General features: G+C 40.8%; 10 protein-coding genes. 4 read left to right on the forward strand and 6 right to left on the reverse strand.

Annotated elements, in window-relative coordinates; translation table 11 throughout:
• Positions 1-331: 331 nt before the first annotated feature.
• Together ACSZOX_RS16045 and ACSZOX_RS16050 are read right to left on the reverse strand one after the other, a co-directional pair.
• Positions 332-3,154, reverse strand: coding sequence for a glycoside hydrolase family 2 TIM barrel-domain containing protein (locus ACSZOX_RS16045; RefSeq protein WP_437921088.1), 2,823 nt, complete (start codon positions 3,152-3,154; stop codon positions 332-334).
• Between the two features lie 142 nt (positions 3,155-3,296).
• The gene (locus tag ACSZOX_RS16050) at positions 3,297-4,361 is read right to left on the reverse strand and encodes a GntR family transcriptional regulator (protein ID WP_437921089.1); all 1,065 of its coding nucleotides are present in this window, start codon (positions 4,359-4,361) and stop codon (positions 3,297-3,299) included.
• 201 nt (positions 4,362-4,562) lie between these two features.
• Here ACSZOX_RS16050 and ACSZOX_RS16055 point away from each other — a divergent pair, with 201 nt between their 5' ends.
• Complete coding sequence (locus tag ACSZOX_RS16055) at positions 4,563-8,273, forward strand: two-component regulator propeller domain-containing protein (protein ID WP_437921090.1); 3,711 nt, start codon at positions 4,563-4,565, stop codon at positions 8,271-8,273.
• A gap of 542 nt (positions 8,274-8,815) precedes the next feature.
• Here ACSZOX_RS16055 and ACSZOX_RS16060 read toward each other — a convergent pair.
• Both ACSZOX_RS16060 and ACSZOX_RS16065 read right to left on the reverse strand, forming a co-directional pair.
• Complete coding sequence (locus ACSZOX_RS16060) at positions 8,816-9,544, reverse strand: LytR/AlgR family response regulator transcription factor (protein WP_437921091.1); 729 nt, start codon at positions 9,542-9,544, stop codon at positions 8,816-8,818.
• On the reverse strand, positions 9,541-10,593 hold the full coding sequence (locus ACSZOX_RS16065) for a sensor histidine kinase (protein WP_437921092.1): 1,053 nt from the start codon (positions 10,591-10,593) through the stop codon (positions 9,541-9,543). Before ACSZOX_RS16065 ends, ACSZOX_RS16060 begins: the two co-directional genes overlap by 4 nt.
• A 276-nt stretch (positions 10,594-10,869) precedes the next feature.
• Here ACSZOX_RS16065 and ACSZOX_RS16070 point away from each other — a divergent pair, with 276 nt between their 5' ends.
• From ACSZOX_RS16070 to ACSZOX_RS16080, 3 genes are read left to right on the forward strand one after another with little or no spacing between them, the layout of a single operon-like run.
• Positions 10,870-12,033, forward strand: coding sequence for an efflux RND transporter periplasmic adaptor subunit (locus ACSZOX_RS16070; RefSeq protein ID WP_437921093.1), 1,164 nt, complete (start codon positions 10,870-10,872; stop codon positions 12,031-12,033).
• A gap of 8 nt (positions 12,034-12,041) precedes the next feature.
• A complete protein-coding gene (locus tag ACSZOX_RS16075; RefSeq protein WP_437921094.1) occupies positions 12,042-15,230 on the forward strand; it encodes an efflux RND transporter permease subunit in 3,189 nt (1,062 codons plus the stop codon).
• An 11-nt stretch (positions 15,231-15,241) separates the two neighbouring features.
• Complete coding sequence (locus ACSZOX_RS16080) at positions 15,242-16,660, forward strand: efflux transporter outer membrane subunit (RefSeq protein ID WP_437921095.1); 1,419 nt, start codon at positions 15,242-15,244, stop codon at positions 16,658-16,660.
• A gap of 85 nt (positions 16,661-16,745) precedes the next feature.
• On the opposite strand, the gene ACSZOX_RS16085 is transcribed toward ACSZOX_RS16080, so the two are convergent.
• On the reverse strand, positions 16,746-17,561 hold the full coding sequence (locus ACSZOX_RS16085; RefSeq protein ID WP_437921097.1) for a siderophore-interacting protein: 816 nt from the start codon (positions 17,559-17,561) through the stop codon (positions 16,746-16,748).
• 9 nt (positions 17,562-17,570) lie between these two features.
• Positions 17,571-18,515 carry a siderophore ABC transporter substrate-binding protein gene (locus tag ACSZOX_RS16090; RefSeq protein ID WP_437921099.1) on the reverse strand — a complete coding sequence of 315 codons (945 nt, stop codon included), beginning with the start codon at positions 18,513-18,515 and terminating at the stop codon, positions 17,571-17,573.
• Between the last annotated feature and the right edge of the window lie 5 nt (positions 18,516-18,520).

Below are 18,520 nucleotides of genomic sequence, written 5' to 3' on the forward strand. Positions count from 1 at the left end.
TCTTTACGTAAAAAGTAGTTAATAAAAAAAGCATATCGCCCCTCAACCTTAGGTCACAAAATAAACGGGTTGAGGGGCTTCTTATTTCCATCATTTTACACCACAAGCAACAGTTATGCTGCGGGCAAAAAGCGGCATCTGTATATCATACCTATCTAAATTGCATAATACAGCTTTATCGTAAGAGACATAATATGGAAACCTGAAAGGTAAGCAGCAAGAACATAGATCCCGTAGACTTCATCAAAAAAAGGATGGTAGACCAGGCGGCCACCATCCCAAGACATAAACTAACTAAACTAAAGGATTTTTTATAGGATTAAAATGGAATTTAATCCGTGAGTATATTTTCTTTCGGCATCACAAATTGTGTATTTTCTTTTTCTCCTTTTGGCAATCCAAAATAGAAATAAAGTGTTCTTTTAAGCGGCTTGTCGAAGGTACTGAGTTCACCCGCAGGACCATTTACTTCTGCTTTGCTATTAATTCCCATCGCTAATTTTGTTCCAATGGGTGGAATGGCATCTAGAAAAGATATATTTCCCTGTGGCAGCTTTGGATAGCCTTGAGGCCCTGATATTCCGTAAAAATCAAACAGGCGGACATACATATCGTCTTGCGGCGTGACAACAAGGAATTTTCCCTGTGTGGTATTAAATTGTATCCAACTGACATCAGAGAAATACCCCTTAAATTCTGGAAACACCCAAGGACCAATACCTGCTTTAGAATCGTTGTACATATTTTCCCAGGTATTCAGGCTCACCCCTTGTAACCTATTTTTCCAAACGCGATAAGGTCCATTCCCCAACCATTTCGCCGTGATAGCGTAGTTTTCTGGAAAATCAAAACTTACACCAGCAAAAGAAACAGGCCCCTGAAGCTGATAAGCGTAATCCAATTTCAACCAGCCATCGGGCTGCATACTCCAACGGATAAAAGATAAACTACCTTGGTAAGAAAATTCAACGACAGGAAGATCTCCCTCTTGAAACGCTTTCACCGCTTGGAGGGCCGATTCGCCATTGACCAATTGCGGTCCATTATTAAAGGAAAGCTTCATACTATAGTCGTTGGCAAGATCAGCCAACAATCCTGTTTTCTTCGAGATAAAAGCTGTTATACCATTCGCCTTAAAGATGTAATGTACAGAATCTTCTTTTAGTTCTACCGCTGTTTTCGTCTTCACAGGCAGAACGGATGCCGCAATTGCAGCATTATTTCTAACACGCCAAGACCAAGTGTAAATTTCTTCTCCATACGGATCTATAGCCGTCAATAACAACGCATCAAATGTTTGCCAATTACTAGGAAGGGCCAAATTGATCTTACCTTGCTGTGTAGGGTCAATATTAGGGCTCGTCACTTTGCCTACCAATACCGAATCCATTCCCGAACGATCCGCATAAGGTTTCTCAAAATTAACCAACTTGTATTCAAATTGACATGACGCTAAATTGGTGTGGTGGTATCTATTTTCGACATCAATCGTACCATCAAAATCGGCAGTCAGTTTCTTCAAGGTAATATGTACAGGTGAAAAGATCTCCCGAATCGCATAAAAACTTCCTTCTTTCTCCCGATGAGGCCCTAGGATACCGTCGGGAGCATTCACTCTGTTCACATCAATTACACCATTAAAATCTGTACGGACAATTCCTTCGTCAGCAAAATCCCAAATAAATCCCCCTGCACCCAACTTTGAATTCCAATGCAACTCCCAAATATCAGCCAACCCTGCTGCTGCTCCCCCATCGTCCTGAGCATGTAAGAACTCCGTAGGCATATAGATATTTGGTCCTTCTAATATTTTCTTTGTTGAATAAAAATCTTCGTAATGATTACAATCTATTCCATTGATTTCATTTCCGGGCCGATGATGAGCATGTATAACTTTGCGGGCGGAGAGATCATATTTCTCATATTCGCCCACCAATTCTTTGTTATGTCCACCTTCATTTCCGTTACTCCACAAGATGATGGACGGATGGTTCGCATCACGAACGACCATTTCTTTGACTAATTTCTTTCCTACGGATGTACCATAAGCTTTTTGCCAACCCGCCAATTCATCAAGAACATAAAGGCCTAGCGAGTCACAAAGCTCTAAAAACGACTTATCAGGCGGATAATGCGAACATCTTACCGCATTCATATTCATTTGCTTGATAAGACGAACGTCATTCAAATCAAGTTGTTTATTGACTGTTCTACCCGTTTCAGGCCACCATACGTGACGATTTACACCTTTCATTTTAACTTTTGTGCCATTCACAAAGATTCCGTCACCTTCGCGGACTTCCACTGTGCGAAAACCAAAGCGCTCCTTGGTTTGGAACCCGTCCTTTGATTTTGGATCTAATGAAAATACAGCATGATATAAGTGCGGCGTTTCTGCCGTCCATAAAAGTGGATTTTTGACTTTTAAAGAAACATTTTTTAAGGTATCCGCTGCGTTGACTGTAACGGTTTCCGTAGCGACAACTCTCCCTGCATTATCCTTGAGTTCGACTTGTAAAAGTCCTTTCTTTTTAATCCCCTCTAAGTAAACATTGGCACGAAAAGTACCGTCTGCTTTCGCATCAATAGCAGTCCATGTGATATGTGCAACAGGTGTTGCCTCTAAATACACTGGTCTGTATATTCCGCCTAGAATCCAATAATCAGCTAAGCGTTCCGCATTGTTAACGGTATTATCTTCCGACATTTTAGCAACTGTGGCTTCTAATAAATTGTCTTTCCCAAAAACTACGTTGTCGGTAATATCATATTTAAAACGGTAGAAAGATCCTTGGTGTTTGGGACCTGCTGTGCGAGAATTAATTTTAACCTCTGTATCGGTCATTGCTCCCTCAAAAACTATAGCGATCTTCTTTCCTTTCCAACTGTTGGGGATGGAAAAAGTATGCTTGTAGAGCCCCTTTTCATCATGAAACTGAAAGTTCTTCCCATAGGTGACATAATCGCGTCCGTAGTTATAGGCCCCATACCCTTGTTGCTCCCAATGGCTCGGCACAGCAATTTTACCCCATTTACCAGCATTTCGCCCACCTGTTACCCAAAAATCCCAGTCGACAGTGTGCTCATTATCTGTTCCAGATAGATACTGTACCTGCTTCGTTACCTGTGCATTTGCACAAATAGCATAAAACATTGTTAATAAGCAAAAAGCACAGAAACGTAATGGAACCATAGGTTTTTTTCTATTGATTTATAATACGGCGAAACTAATAAATATATCTAAGAATGGCATCCTGAACCATCCTGTCAAATCTGGTCTATTTACACTAAAAATATTAGACAGAAGCGCGTAAAACGGTATAAAAAGGCACTTCTAGACGACTTTTCAGGTTATTTGTGATGCAAGCAGCAGCATATTCACCCATCAGTTTGAAATCAGTAGATAATGTCGTTATACCATTCAAAATAAACTTCTTTAAAGGGGTCTCATTGTACGAAATAATGCCCACGTCTTTTCCAATATCCATCCCCTTCGAGCTTACTTTATCCAAAAGGTAAACAAGATCATCCTCCGCCAAATTGATATAACAGGTCCCTTTCTTAATAGATTCTCTTTTAACATTATCCACAAGGATATGTTCAAAAGCATAATCTTGACAAAACTTATAGAAACCTTTGATGATTGCTTTCGGATAATCGCTGTTGTCCGGAAAAGCAAGTTTTAATACATCGTATTTAGATAGTGGTTCGCGGATACTTTCTAAAGCTTCATAAATATCTTTTTCATAGTTTTCGCATACGATTGGAAATACCCCTTCCAGCCCTTCAACCTCACGGCCTAACAGCAGTAGCTTATCTGCAGGAATCGTTGATAGTACTTCAGGAGCCTTATCTTTTCCTTCCTTGAAATAAGGAAATACAACATAATGGTCATAAGGCTGAGGTAATCCCTGTAGTAAGTTACGTAAATGAGTGATATCACTATTGTACACGAATAGATCTAGCGAAGCTTGATCACCAAGTTCTCCAGCCAAGGCATCATAAACAATTTTCTTATGCGCACTGAGTTTGTTTAAAAATACAGCTATACGCAAACGAAATACATGTTCCTTCGCAACAAAATATCCTTTACCTGGAGACGAGGATATCACCTCCTCCATCCGCAATTTACGATAGCCCTTTTCTACCGTATCTCTTGCGATTTGCAAGTGGTAACTTAAGTCGTTAATGGAAGGTAGTGCATCCCCCACTTCAACAACTTTATTCTTTATTGCCTCTACAATAGCATCCGCTAATTGTACATACTTTGGAGTTGATGAAAAATCATTGATTTTAATCGATTTGATTAGATCAACATTCGTGACCGTCCGCGCATTGGAAGAAATAACTAAAGTTTCCATACAAAAATAAATAGGTTTAACACAGGTAATTTGACTAGCTTAATCTTGAATGTGATTCAAGTGATGACCTCATACCTGTTGGTCAACATTCAAAACTAGAAAGGACAAGCAAACATTACCCCGTAAAAAAGCGTCATACATCCCGTAAATTTGATTCATCCACTTTTTTTTCTACATTTAACACGATCAAAAAAGGCTAACATGCTAACCCGGGGAAGAATATATACTTGTATTATCGTTGCACTTTCAGTTTTGCTACTGACAAGTCGCCCCCTTGCTATCCAAGCACAATTTCTACAATTAAAATTTGACCACATCACTTCCGAAAACGGACTTCCTCACAGTACGATCCATGGAATAGCGAAAGACAAATACGGTTTTATGTGGTTTGGGACATGGTCAGGTCTATGCCGCTACGATGGATACAGTATTCGTGTTTATCGTTATGATGTCAATAACCCGAAGAGCATTATCAACAATCGCATTCACAATGTACTAAAGGATGTTGATGGTAATATTTGGATTTCCACTTTTGATGAGAATTCGCTTTGTAGATACAACTATGAAACCGATGATTTTGAACGTATACCGCTCACGGAAATACCACAAGGACTAAAAGGCAAAATCAATAGACGGGATCATCGACTGCAAGTAAACTACACCTATAAAGATGCACATTGGTCATTAGACAATGTGAGTACGACACTTGTCGAGACGCATATCCCTTCGAATAAAAAGAAAACCTATACTGTAGACCCTTCGAATCCTTGGTCGATTAATGATTCGTATGTGAGCGACATCTTTCTCGATGACAACAAAGTGTTATGGGTGGGTACCTACAGCAACGGCATAAATAGGAGTTATCTCGACGCTACTCCCTTTCGTTATTTATACCATCACCCCTATCGTCATAACTCGTTGCTTGAAAACACGATCCGGTCAATTTGTGAAGACAAAGCTGGTAATCTGTGGATCGGCACACGCAGCAAAGGAATTACACGAATATCTCCAACAGGAGAATATACGCACTTCAAACACCATCCAGACGATCCAAAATCTATAAAAAGCGATTACATCAAGCGTATTTTTTGCGATTCTGAAGGAATGATATGGATTGGACACCAGCGAGGTATGGATCGCTTCAATCCAAAAACAAATCAAATCGAACATTTTGAAGCTCTTGCTATTGCGGGGACGGCAGTATTTAGCTTTGTTGAAGATGCAAAACGTAACATCTGGATAGCGAGTTGGAATGGTCTTCTTAAATACGACCGCAGCAGGGACAGTCTGATCCACTTTGGTGTCGAAAACCTCCTTCCTCATGCGCATGTATGGTACATGTATCTTGACAGTAAGCAACAACTTTGGGTAGGAACTGAAGGGGGCGGAATAGTCGTCCTAAAAGAAAAGGAAGATGGCAAGCTTGTGGTGCAAAAGCAACTAAAACATGGCACAAATGCGCAAAAGTCGCTAAGTGACAACAGAATCTATAGTATCTTCGAAGACAACTCCGGAAATTTATGGATAGGAACAGGAAATGGGTTGGACTACTATAATCCAAAAATCGATAGTATACAACACCTATCACAGCAATCTGATCTTTGGCCTAAAGGCACGATAGCAGGCATAACACAGGATCAGAGTGGCTTTATATGGGTTAGTCATAAACAAGGTATCTCCCGGATTGCGAAGAAAGACTTCTCTATACGGACATTTTCAAAACAAGATGGACTTCAGAACAATGAATTCGCAGAGGGGGCTATTTACCGTAGTTCATTTTCGAATCGACTTTATTTTGGTGGCAACAAAGGCGTGAGTTTTTTTTCTCCAGATAGTATACGAACAAACCCTACACCGCCTAACATTGTATTTACGGAGTTACGTATTCTCAATCAAGCTGTCGAAGTAAACCAAAATGTAAATGGTCGTGTTGTTCTTCATCAACCCTTGTACCTTAGTCCAAATATTGAATTGACCCACGAAGATAAAAGCATTAGTATTGAGTTTGCAGCTTTACATTATGCAAATCCTGCGGGAAACAAATATGCGTATATGCTGGAAGGATTCGACAAAGATTGGATTTATACCGATGCAAGCAAAAGAGTTGCCAGTTATTCCAATCTTAATCCGGGCAACTATGTTTTTAAGGTAAAAGCTTCCAATAGCGATGGCATTTGGACCGCAACAGCGACAACACTCCCTATCACGGTCGCACCGGCCATCTGGGCAAGCACTGGCGCATATGTTATCTATTTTCTAATTTTCTTGGCACTTTTATATGCTTTCTACTACTATATAACAAGGTACACAAATTTAAAATCGAAGCTGGCCTATGAAGCTATCCTTCATGAAAAAGAACGCGAGCTACACGAAAGTAAGGTCCAATTCTTTACCAATATTTCCCATGAGATAAAGACGCCATTATCCTTGATCTTATCTCCCATACAGCAGATGAAAACCTGGAGCAAGGAAGATACAAACATCCGGGAGCAGCTACAGACCATGGAAAACAATGGAAATAGGCTGCTAAAAACGGTGAATCAACTTCTAGATATTCGACGTTTCGAAACAGGACACGAAAGGCTTCATCTGGAAAAAACAGACATCAATCTGCTTGTACAAAAAGTCGTCGATTCATTTTCGCAAGAAGCCCGACAGAAGAGAATACGTTTGGCGACAAATTTTAGAAATACCATTTCTTTTACTGAAATTGATGCAGATAAAATCGAGAAAGTACTGTATAATTTACTTTCCAACGCCTTCAAGTTTACGCCTTCCGGCGGCACGATTAAGGTGAAACTTTCTGAAAGAGATCAAACACTATTTATCGATGTATTCGACAATGGGACAGGAATTTCTACGGGTGATCTGGAAAAGATATTCAAACCTTTTTTACAAGGTGAAGCGACAGTGCCTGGTGGAACGGGATTAGGGTTAACCTACAGCAAGTCATTAGTAGAAATGCATGGTGGCAATCTTACTGTTGAAAGCCGACAATCAACGGCACAATTCAAATTAACCATCTTTCGAATTGCGCTTCCTATTGATTTTGGGCCGGCAAGTGCTCCTGCGGATTCTCTTCCAGCCCCGAGTGTATTCATGTCCGAAAACGAACGAGAGGAACTCCTTCCTAGCGAGCAAAGTCCTCTGCTTCCGCGAAAATGCACCCTCCTATTGGTGGAGGATAACGATGAACTTCGCAGCTATTTGGCTCAATTTTTCGCCAAGGAATATACCGTTCTTGAAGCTCAAAATGGATACTTGGGCATTCAACTCGCCCAGGAGAAAATTCCAGATTTGATTATAAGTGATGTGATGATGCCTCAGGTCGATGGAATTTCTTTTACCAGACAGATCAAAGCAAACTTGTTGACCTGTCACATCCCGGTCATTCTACTAACAGCACGCACCCTTGTTGAATATGAAATCGAAGGTTTGGAGACAGGCGCAGAAGATTACCTAGTCAAACCCTTCCACCTCCCGATCCTCGCTTTAAAAGTGCGCAACCAGCTCCTTGCCCGTTTTCGTATGCAGGAAAAATTTAAACAGAAAATTTCAATAGAACCGTCTGCTTTAACCGTACAGTCGCCCGATGAGATTTTACTCCAAAAAGTGATTACCTATATAGAGGAACATATTTCGAACTCGGATTTAAAAATCGACAAAGTCTGTCAATCTATCGGGCTCAGCCGGGCTCAGCTCTATCGAAAAATGAAAGCACTAACAGGCTGCAGTGTTGCTGATCTTATCAAAGAACTCCGTCTAAAACGAGCACAGCAGTTACTTCGAGATAAGAAGTTCAACGTGAGTGAAGTTGCTTACATGGTTGGATTCAGCGACCCCGAATACTTCCGAAAAAATTTCAAACTAAAATTTGGATATTCTCCAAGTGAATATGCCAAACAGGAGTAACGAAAACAGTTCCAGATCGCACAGGACAGCTCAGGTTGCAAGCTCTACAACAATTGGTTATTATTGCATAAACTATCCGATTAAGCTGATTTATGGAATTCTCTACGTTCATCCATAAGACAAAAAAGCATAATCGAACTGTTACCTATTAAGCTTGCCCTTAATAGTGTTAACGCCTTTCATTTCACATAAAATTTAGTGCGACTAACGACCATCCTTTGCGGTGGTCGTTTTTCAGGATGTCCATGCCTCATTTTGTAACTTCACTTTATTCCCATCTTCGATTCAGGAAAGCTCATCAGGATAGTACAGGTTGCCATTTACGAGCAGAAGCATTACTATTGTATTATGCTAATTACCAAAATAATCCTACGGAGAAATCTATAGTAATTTTCGGAGATTAAGGTTGGGTTGAATGTCTCTCGCGAGTCATAAAGGCCTAAACTACAAGCATACTAAACAAGTAATTTTTGGAGTTTTTTTCATATTAGGTTAGTCAAGGTTCAGCCTCTCTTCCACAGGAGAGGCTGTTTTATTTCTTGCTAAAGCAACCAACGGTCTACAATAGTCTTGAAGGCTTCTTTATATTGATCACCAATAGAAATTTCCTTTTCATCAATGAACAAAGAGTTTTTCGTAATACTGCTTATACTTTTCAAGGCTACAATAACGGATCTATGTACTCTTAAAAACATCGACGATGGCAATTTTTCTTCCAATACTTTCAACGAAGTCAGAGATAATAAGGTCTTCTCTTGGGAACGAAGATAAAAACGGACATAGTCTTTTAATCCCTCTATATAAAGAATATCATCATAATAAACCTTCACCCATTGATATTCAACTTTGACAAATAATACATCTTCATCTTTCTTCGCGGTAGAGACAACCACCTCCTTTTCGATCATTTGTAGCACTTTTCCCATAGCTCTTAAGAATTCCTCATAGCCAAAGGGCTTCAACAAATAATCTACAGCATTGACTTTATACCCCTCTATTGCATAGTGATTGTATGCTGTAGTGAAAATAATATAAGGCAATTTAAACGATTGTTGCTGCATCCAGCGGGCAAGCTCCATCCCATTAAACTTTGGCATATTGATGTCTAGGAAAACAAGATCTGCATCCGTTTTCCTTAATAATTCCATACCTTCAATCGCATTATCACAAGTAGCCAACAATTCTGCAAACGGCGTCTGTGCAATAAAAGTCTCCATTAGGCGTAGCGCTAAAGGTTCGTCATCGATCACTATACATTTTAAAACCTTCATGAAGCAAGATCTATCGTTAATAACACTTCGTATTTCCCGTCCTTATTTATCCCCGTCTGTAGCAAGTACCTGTCAGGATAAAGTAGCTGCAAACGTCGCTGTGTATTGGTCAGTCCCACCCCTCCCTCTCCTGCTAACAGCGGCGTACGTTGTTCAAAAACAGTATTCATCACCGATAAAGTGATACGCCCTTCTTGTTGGGATAGATGGATTGCAATTTTACCATTAGCTGTGGCATCTACGCCATGCTTAAAAGCATTCTCTATAAATGGCAATAACAACATTGGGGCAATGGGGTAGTCGATCAACAGGTCCGGTATCTGGAAATCAATAGACACTTTTTTCGTTGCCCGCAGTTGCATAATGGAAACATAATCTTTCAAAAAATCAACATCCTTTGATAGGCTGGTCATCTCCTCTTCGGTATTATACAATAGATAACGCATCATGCGGCTCAAGGTTAGAAGAGCTTTTCGGGAATCTTCAACATCGATATAAGTGAGCGAATAGACGCTATTGAGCGAGTTAAAAAAGAAATGGGGATTGATCTGCATTTTTAATAATGCCAATTCCGTCATCATTTTATCCCTTTCCAATGCCCGTTCTCTTTGTGCAGCTTTTTGCCAGTGGGTAAGCATAGCCCAGCCCGTACTTAAAGCTAATACCAGTAAGGTAACTGTAAACACAAAATTATCGAAGACACGCTCGCCACGAAACGTATTGCCTAACAATTTTGAAATACGTTCGTGCATATGTGTTGTAGAGATATAGTAGTAGGCTATCAGTTGTAGCAGTAAAAGACAGAGTACTAACCATATGATAAATAAGATGGGCTTATCCGCAACAATTGTCCGGGGTACAATGAGCTTAGCATTTACATAGAATATTACAATCATCATCAAGAGTACACAGGACTGCCAAAGCCAAAAGAAAGTAGGCACTTCCACATTCCATGTTAGGGGGATATAGTACAGCTGTAAGAAGCCTAATAATGTCCATCCTAAGAGATGGATTCCTATGTTGATATACTTTCGAAATGAAACAATCATTTTTGGTTGCTAATGCTACACGAATAAGACAATGTACAAATTTAAGCACAAATACTATTTTTAGAACAAGCAATAGACGAAAGCGGACCTGCTCTCTATCAAAAGGATCTACTAACCGACAAAAGGCATCAGGAAGCGAATACCATTGTCGCACATTGGATTTATCGATAATAATCCAACTTCCGTCTATGAAAAAAAGGGGTCAGTCTATTATATCTGTTTAGCGACCAAAAAGTCACTTTCTTTGACCATCAGAATAATAAACAAGAACAAAGGATGAATACAAAGAACATCTTCCCCTTGATTGGTTTAACATCAATTTTCGCGATAACGATTTCCGCTTGTTCGCAACAGCCGGCGCAATCAACAACGAGCGAGGAACAGCAACATGAAGTACTGCAAATCGAGCCACAGGTAGTACATATTTACACCGACTATCCGGCCACGCTTCAAGGTGAAGAAGTCGTTGAAATACGCCCCCGAGTGGAAGGGTATTTAGAAGAATTGTATATCGACGAAGGCGCTCGGGTCCAAAAAGGACAGCGTTTATTTCGTATAAGCAGCCCACAATATGAACAAGAACTACGCAGTGCACAAGCATCTATACAAACAGCACAAGCCGATGTAGATGCCGCGGAAATGACTGTCCGAAAAACGCGACCGCTTGTCGAAAAAGAAATAATAAGCGCGTATGAACTCGAATCTGCTCAATATACACTAAAAGCGAAAAAAGCGGCTCTTGCACAAGCCAATGCGACCTTAGCAAATGCACAGGCAAATTTAGGTTATACAATAATTACGAGCCCCGCCGATGGTATTGTCGGAACAATTCCATACAAGAAAGGAAGCCTAGTAAGCAGTACCTCCACAAGCCCCTTAACTACGCTGTCGGCAAATAAAGACATGTATGTATATTTTTCTCTTAATGAGAAACAACTCTTGGATTTCAACCGTCGCTTTACAGGAAATACTATTCAAGAGAAGTTAAAAAATCTGCCGGCTGTTCAATTGATTCTCGCCGACGGATCGATGTATGAGAAAACGGGAATCATCCAGACAGCCAGCGGCCTCATCACGACAGAAACCGGGTCGTCAAACTTTAGAGCAATCTTCCCCAATGAAGGCGCTTTACTACAAAGTGGAGGCAGTGCTACAATTCGAATACCGCGTCAGTTGGACAGTGCACTCGTAGTACCGCAATCGGCGACCTATGAACTTCAAGATAAACGAATGATCTATACCGTAGGTAATGACAACCGCGTATTGAGTAGATCTATTACAGCAACTTCCACGAATGATGGTCAATATTTCATTGTAGAGTCTGGCTTAACGAAAGGTGAAAAAGTTGTATTAAACGGGATTACAGGGTTAAAAGACAGTGTTCTTATCGTTCCACATAGCGTCGATCCAAAAAATTTAACAGATAGTACAGGCAAATAGACATTGTAATGAAGAAAAAAAAATCCACTTTTTTAAAAGTATTTATAGACCGTCCTGTACTTAGTACGGTGATATCCGTACTGATTGTCTTGTTAGGTATATTGGGAATGGTTTCCTTACCCGTTGCTCAATATCCCGATATTACCCCTCCTACCGTACAAGTATCAGCATCCTATACAGGCGCAAATGCAGATGTTGTGTTAAAAAGTGTCATTGTACCATTAGAAGAGCAGATCAACGGCGTGGAAGGAATGACCTACATGACTTCCTCGGCGACCAACGATGGAAGCGCAACCATCAGTGTTTACTTCGAAGTAGGAACAGATCCCGACATGGCTGCTGTAAACGTTCAAAATCGCGTTTCTACAGCCAGCAGCTTACTTCCTCAGGAAGTAACCCAGGCCGGTGTTACCGTCAAAAAAAGGCAAAGTAGCAACTTGTTAATTACAGCAGTTTACAGTGAAAATGCAGATTACGATCAGAATTTTTTACAAAATTATGCGGAGATCAATATTATTCCGCAACTGAAAAGGATCAATGGTGTGGGGGATGCTTCGGCATTTGGTTCTCGAAATTATTCCATGCGCATATGGCTGAAACCCGATGTTATGTCTGTCTATGGTCTTATACCGCAAGATGTAACAGATGCTTTAGACCAGCAAAATATTGAAGCTGCCCCTGGGAAATTCGGCGAAAATGGCAACCAGAGTTTTCAATATGTTATCAAATATAAAGGGAAATTACAATCGGTAACAGAGTTTGAAAATATTATCATAAAATCAAAAGGTAACGGTCAATTCTTACGTCTGAAAGATGTCGCCCGTGTCGAACTTGGCGCACAGAGTTACAGTAGCGAAGCTTTGGTAAATGGTAAACCAACTGTTAACATATCCGTGAACCAAATTGCGGGAGCAAATGCACAAAAAGTAATTGAAGAAGCGACAAAAGTACTTAATGAAGCCGCTAAATCATACCCAGCGGGTTTGCATAACACCAACATGGTTAACATCAACAAATTTTTGGACGCTTCGATTGAAAAAGTGATCCATACGTTGATCGAGTGTTTCTTACTCGTGTTTTTGGTGATATTCATCTTTTTACAAGATTTCCGCAGCACAATCATCCACGGGATATCCGTTCCGGTAGCTATTGCAGGTACCTTCTTCTTTCTTTATCTTTTTGGATATAGCATTAATCTACTTACTCTTTTTGCGTTGGTGCTTGCCATTGGAATCGTAGTCGATGATGCCATCGTAGTGGTGGAAGCTGTCCATGCTAAATTAGAAAGTGGCTATACATCGCCTCGCAAAGCGGCCATAGATGCCATGTCTGAAATATCTTCGGCTATTGTATCGATTACGTTAGTCATGTCGGCCGTTTTTTTACCGGTAAGCTTTATCGGTGGATCTACGGGGGTATTTTACCAGCAGTTTGGTATAACACTCGCCATAGCCATTATAATATCCGCCGTCAATGCGCTTACCTTATGCCCAGCCTTGGCCGCTTTATTTCTAAAACCTCCACATCATGTCACCGGTGAGGAAGAAAAGAAAAAAGGATTTATGTATCGTTTTGGGGTAGCCTTTAACGCGGGGTATGACAACCTGTTAAATAGATACCAATCTGTCGTTAAGTTTCTTGCCTTTAAAAAATGGCTGACGATACTTTTTGTTATCCTTTTTGCTGGAGGTTTATTTTATATGATGAAAAAAACACCTTCGAGTTTTGTTCCAAATGAAGACATGGGAACCATATTTGTGAGTATCAGTCTTCCTCCGGCATCCTCCATGGAGCGTACTGCAGCCATAGCAAATGAGATAGATAGTATCACGCGGAGCGTACCCGCAGTAAACAATGCCCTGCGAATGGTAGGACAAAATTTCATGGCTGGTAGTGGAAGTGCCTATGCAATGGAAATTGTGGAGTTAAAACATTGGGACGATCGCAAAGGCATTTCAAATGAAGATGTGATCCAGGAGCTAAAAAACAAAACGGCACATATCAAAGACGCCAAAATCTTCTTCATGTCTCTGCCAACGATCACTGGGTTCGGTGCCAGCGGTGGATTTGAATTCCAGCTGCAAGATAAAGCGGGACACACAACGGCTGAATTCTATGAGGTATCACAGAAGTTTTTGGAGGCGCTAAACAAACGTGCTGAAATCCAGTATGCGGCAACCCCTTTCGATCCCAACTTTCCACAATACCAGATGGATATCAATGTTGCGAAAGCGCAGGAGGCAGGAATCAGCATCAGCTCATTGCTTAGCACCATGCAAATTTATTATGGTGCATCTTACGCGAGCAACTTCAATCAATTCGGTAAACAATATCGGGTGTTGGTACAGGCTGATACTGCATACCGAGCAAACATTGATGGGCTAAACAAAATATATGTACGTACAGATGATGGTGAAAATATGGCACCAATTACCGAGTTTATCTCACTAGAGAGAGTTTATGGTCCAGAGAGCATATCGCGGTTCAACCTCTTCACCTCCATGACCGTGAATGGATCACCAAGTGTAGGGTTTAGCTCCGGAGAAGCATTAAAAGCCATCGAAGAAGTTGCTGCACAAACCCTTCCTGCTGGCTATGGCTTCGAATTTTCAGGCATCAGTAGAGAAGAACAGAAAAGTGGTACGCAATCCGTATATATCTTCGCCTTGAGTTTAGTGTTTATTTATTTCTTGTTGAGTGCACAATACGAAAGTTATCTATTGCCTCTAGCTGTTATCCTCTCCCTTCCTATCGGATTATGTGGCGTATTTGCATTTGTCAATCTCTGGGGATTAGATAACAATATTTACATTCAGATCACACTGGTTATGCTCATTGGCCTACTCGCTAAAAACGCGATTCTTATCGTAGAATTTGCATTGCAAAGACGAAAGCATGGTCTCTCTCTTTATGAAGCGGCATTGGAAGGTGCAGAAGCTCGTTTAAGACCTATTCTTATGACCTCCTTCGCCTTTATCTTCGGTCTACTTCCGTTATTATTCTCATCAGGAGCGGGTGCAAATGGTAACATATCTATTGGTGTGGGATCTATAGGAGGCATGCTTGCAGGCACATTACTCGGGGTATTTATTATACCCGTATTGTTTATGATTTTCCAAGGTTTACAGGAAAAGATAAGCGGCCCTCCTCGAGATCCTGCAGATGATGATGAAGAAGAGGTCGTTTCAGTTCACTAAAAAAACAGGTTATGTCCATGTATAAAAAATATAGAAATAGTATTTTTATCGGTATCGTACTGGTTTCATCTTGCGGCATCACAAAGCATTATGAACGCCCTTCCGATTTACACAGCAACACAAAGCTTTATCGCGATTCGTCGGATCGTGATACCAGCAATATCGCATCAATTCCTTGGCAAAGGTTATTTAAAGATGAAGCACTACAACGTTTAATCCAAAAAGGGTTAGAAAATAACTATGACTTAAAGATCGCCTTAGCACGGATGGAAAGTGCTGCCGCCAATCTAAAGCAAAGTAAGGCTGCATTTTTCCCTACGCTATCAACAGAGGCGCAAACGACCTACAGTAAGCCTTCTACGGCACAGGTACGGGCAAATGGGGTGGATGTGAGCTCTCTTCCCAACAATACCTTATATGCGCTAACCGCAACAACAAGTTGGGAACTTGATGTATGGGGGAAACTTCGCAGCACAAAACGGGCACAGGTTGCGGCACTCTTAGCAAGTGATGCCTACAGGCGGACTGTGCAGACACAACTTATCGCCTCTATCGCGACGAACTATTACCAGCTTTTAGCTTACGATGAACAGATCCGCATTGTCAATTCTACTATAGCAAACCGTAAGAAGGATGTGGAAATTGTAAAAGCATTAAAGCAAGGTGCTGTTGTTACAGGAGCTGATATCGTGAACAGTGAGGTAAATGTACGAGCTGCGGAGCTTCAGTTGCCAGATTTAAATCAAAATAGAAGAGAAATAGAAAATGCATTAAGCCTTCTCCTTGCTATTCCTTCGGACAGTATTTCTAGAAGTTCGTTCTCCGCACAAACAATCGATCAGAAATTGGCAACCGGGGTACCTGCTCAGCTACTCGCAAACCGACCTGATGTACAAGAGGCAGAATTTGCGTTCCAAAATGCCTTTGAATTAACGAACGTTGCACGAACGAACTTTTATCCCTCACTCACCATATCGGGAACAGCAGGATGGGCTACAGCAAATACGTTACAAGGATTCTTCGCAGGCACATTTTACGGCAACTTAATCGGCGGTCTAACACAACCTATTTTTAATCAAGGTTTGAACAGACAACAATTTGAGCTGGCTAAAGCAACACAAAAGGAAGCTTACTACACGTTTCAAAGCACACTCCTTACAGCCGGTCAAGAGGTAAGCAACGCGCTCTATTCGTATGAAATGGCTCTGGAAAAAGAGAAAATTCGCAGACTACAAATTACAGATCTGGAAAAAGCGACAGATTTCACGAAAGAATTACTTCGCTACACGGCTAACACAAATTATACCGATGTGTTAACGGCAGAACAGAACTTATTAAGCGCTCAACTGGAAGGCGTAGCCGACCGATTACAGCAGCTTACGGCAGTCGTAACATTATACAGAGCCCTCGGTGGCGGTTGGCGTCAATAAAAAATCCATCTTTCATTTTAATCTTCGCCCCCTAATCGATATGAAAAGGGGGCGTTTTTTATTGTATCTCAGGATATCATTTTTTCTAATCCTGTTTTTTTTCCTCTCTGCGCTCTTGTGCAGATTGATCTTCGGCGACGCCCGCTTTCCAATAAGAAAATGCGTACATATTTTGGTTACTCCATTGCAACTCTTCGCGAAAATAGTGACGAATTGCTTTTACCGATTGATATTCACAAGCTATGTAAGCGAATTTAGTTTGTTCAACAGGGAGTTCCACTTTTTTAACTTCTTCGGCCAATGTACTTCCTTTCTCAGGATGTTCATTAAACACCCATTGCACCGTAAATCCTTCATGGACGACTTCCGGATGGATATCGGCGGCTGACGGCACTTCTATAATACAGATACCTTTAGCTTCTTGCGGTAACGCTTCTAAAATACAGCTTAAAACCGGTATTGCTGTGGCATCGCCAACTAACAGATACCATGCTACATTTGGGCACAACACCGTAGGCCGTAACTTCATCGCAACACCTAGCTGATCCTTAGGCATTGCATTTCTCGCCCAAGAGGATGCCGGACCATTGTCACCATGGTTTACAAAATCGATGATGATTTCATTCTTTTCTACATCGATACCGCGGTGCGTATAGGTACGGACGATAGGCTTAACATGTTCGTCAGGCATGACCCATTCGCCTTTTTCGGCAGAGAAGGAAGCAAACTGCACTTCCTTTGTTCCCGCAGGCGGAATAAAAATTTTATTATTTGCTCCTGGACTACATTGTTTAAAATCTTTCGCTCCTTCACCACGGAGCCTCACCCGAATATAATGGGGGGTAATAAACTCTTTTTCTACAACTTCAAATAGGTGTTTTGCTATCGTCGGTTTTTCCATCACTCCTGCTTAATTAAAAAGTTGAACAATATCGTTAATCATCATTTTGACAGAGGTAAGTCCTCCTCCAGAAATAAACCACACGTCAGGGTTTAAATAAAAAATCTGTTGGTTTTTATAAGCTGCTGTTTGCTTAACCAATGTATTTTCAATTTCACTTCGATCTGCTTTTTTACTCAGCACTGCAGCGTTACGATCGACAATAAATAGATAGTCGGGGTTTGCCTCTGCGATAAGCTCATTCGAAATTCGCTGCCCGTGTACCGACTCATCTTTCAACTCCATAACAGGTTTAATATGAAGAACATCATGGATAAACCCAAATCGAGACCCTTTACCAAAGGCACTAAAACGCCCATTATTGTAAATTAAAAACAATGCTTTTTTGGGATCTGTTTTAAACTTATTCTGTGCTGCGGCAATCTGCAGTTGCAAGGAATCTAGCTTTTGCTGAATTAAGGATTCTTTATCCACAATTTTGGCCAAAAGCTGGGCATTTTCAATAAAAGACGGTATATAATTTTTTGTGTCTGTTCCGATAAAAACTGTAGGTGCTATTTCACTTAACTCTTGATAAAATCGCTCTTGCCGCGTTGATATTAAAATAAGTTGTGGGGCAAGAGCGCTGATGGCTTCAAAATCGGGTTCGATTACTGATCCTACATCGCTTACCTTAGGGTCTGCTTTAACGTCAGCAAGATAATCGGGCATAAATTTCTTGGGAACTCCAGTGGGTGTTACTCCTAGCTCGTGCAAAGTTTCCAAAGCACCTATATCTAACACCACAATACGTGTCGGTTGTGAAGGTACTTTTGTCAGTCCTAATTTATGTTTTATTTCTACAGAATCCTGTCCTTCATTTGCCGTGGTGCTTGATGATTGGCATCCTGTAAATACGGCTAATAACAGAAGTAACGTCCAAAATAGAGCGTTAAAAGCAGATTTTTTTTCCATTTGTT

Source organism: Sphingobacterium sp. LRF_L2 (genome assembly GCF_965644235.1).
Classification (GTDB): domain Bacteria; phylum Bacteroidota; class Bacteroidia; order Sphingobacteriales; family Sphingobacteriaceae; genus Sphingobacterium.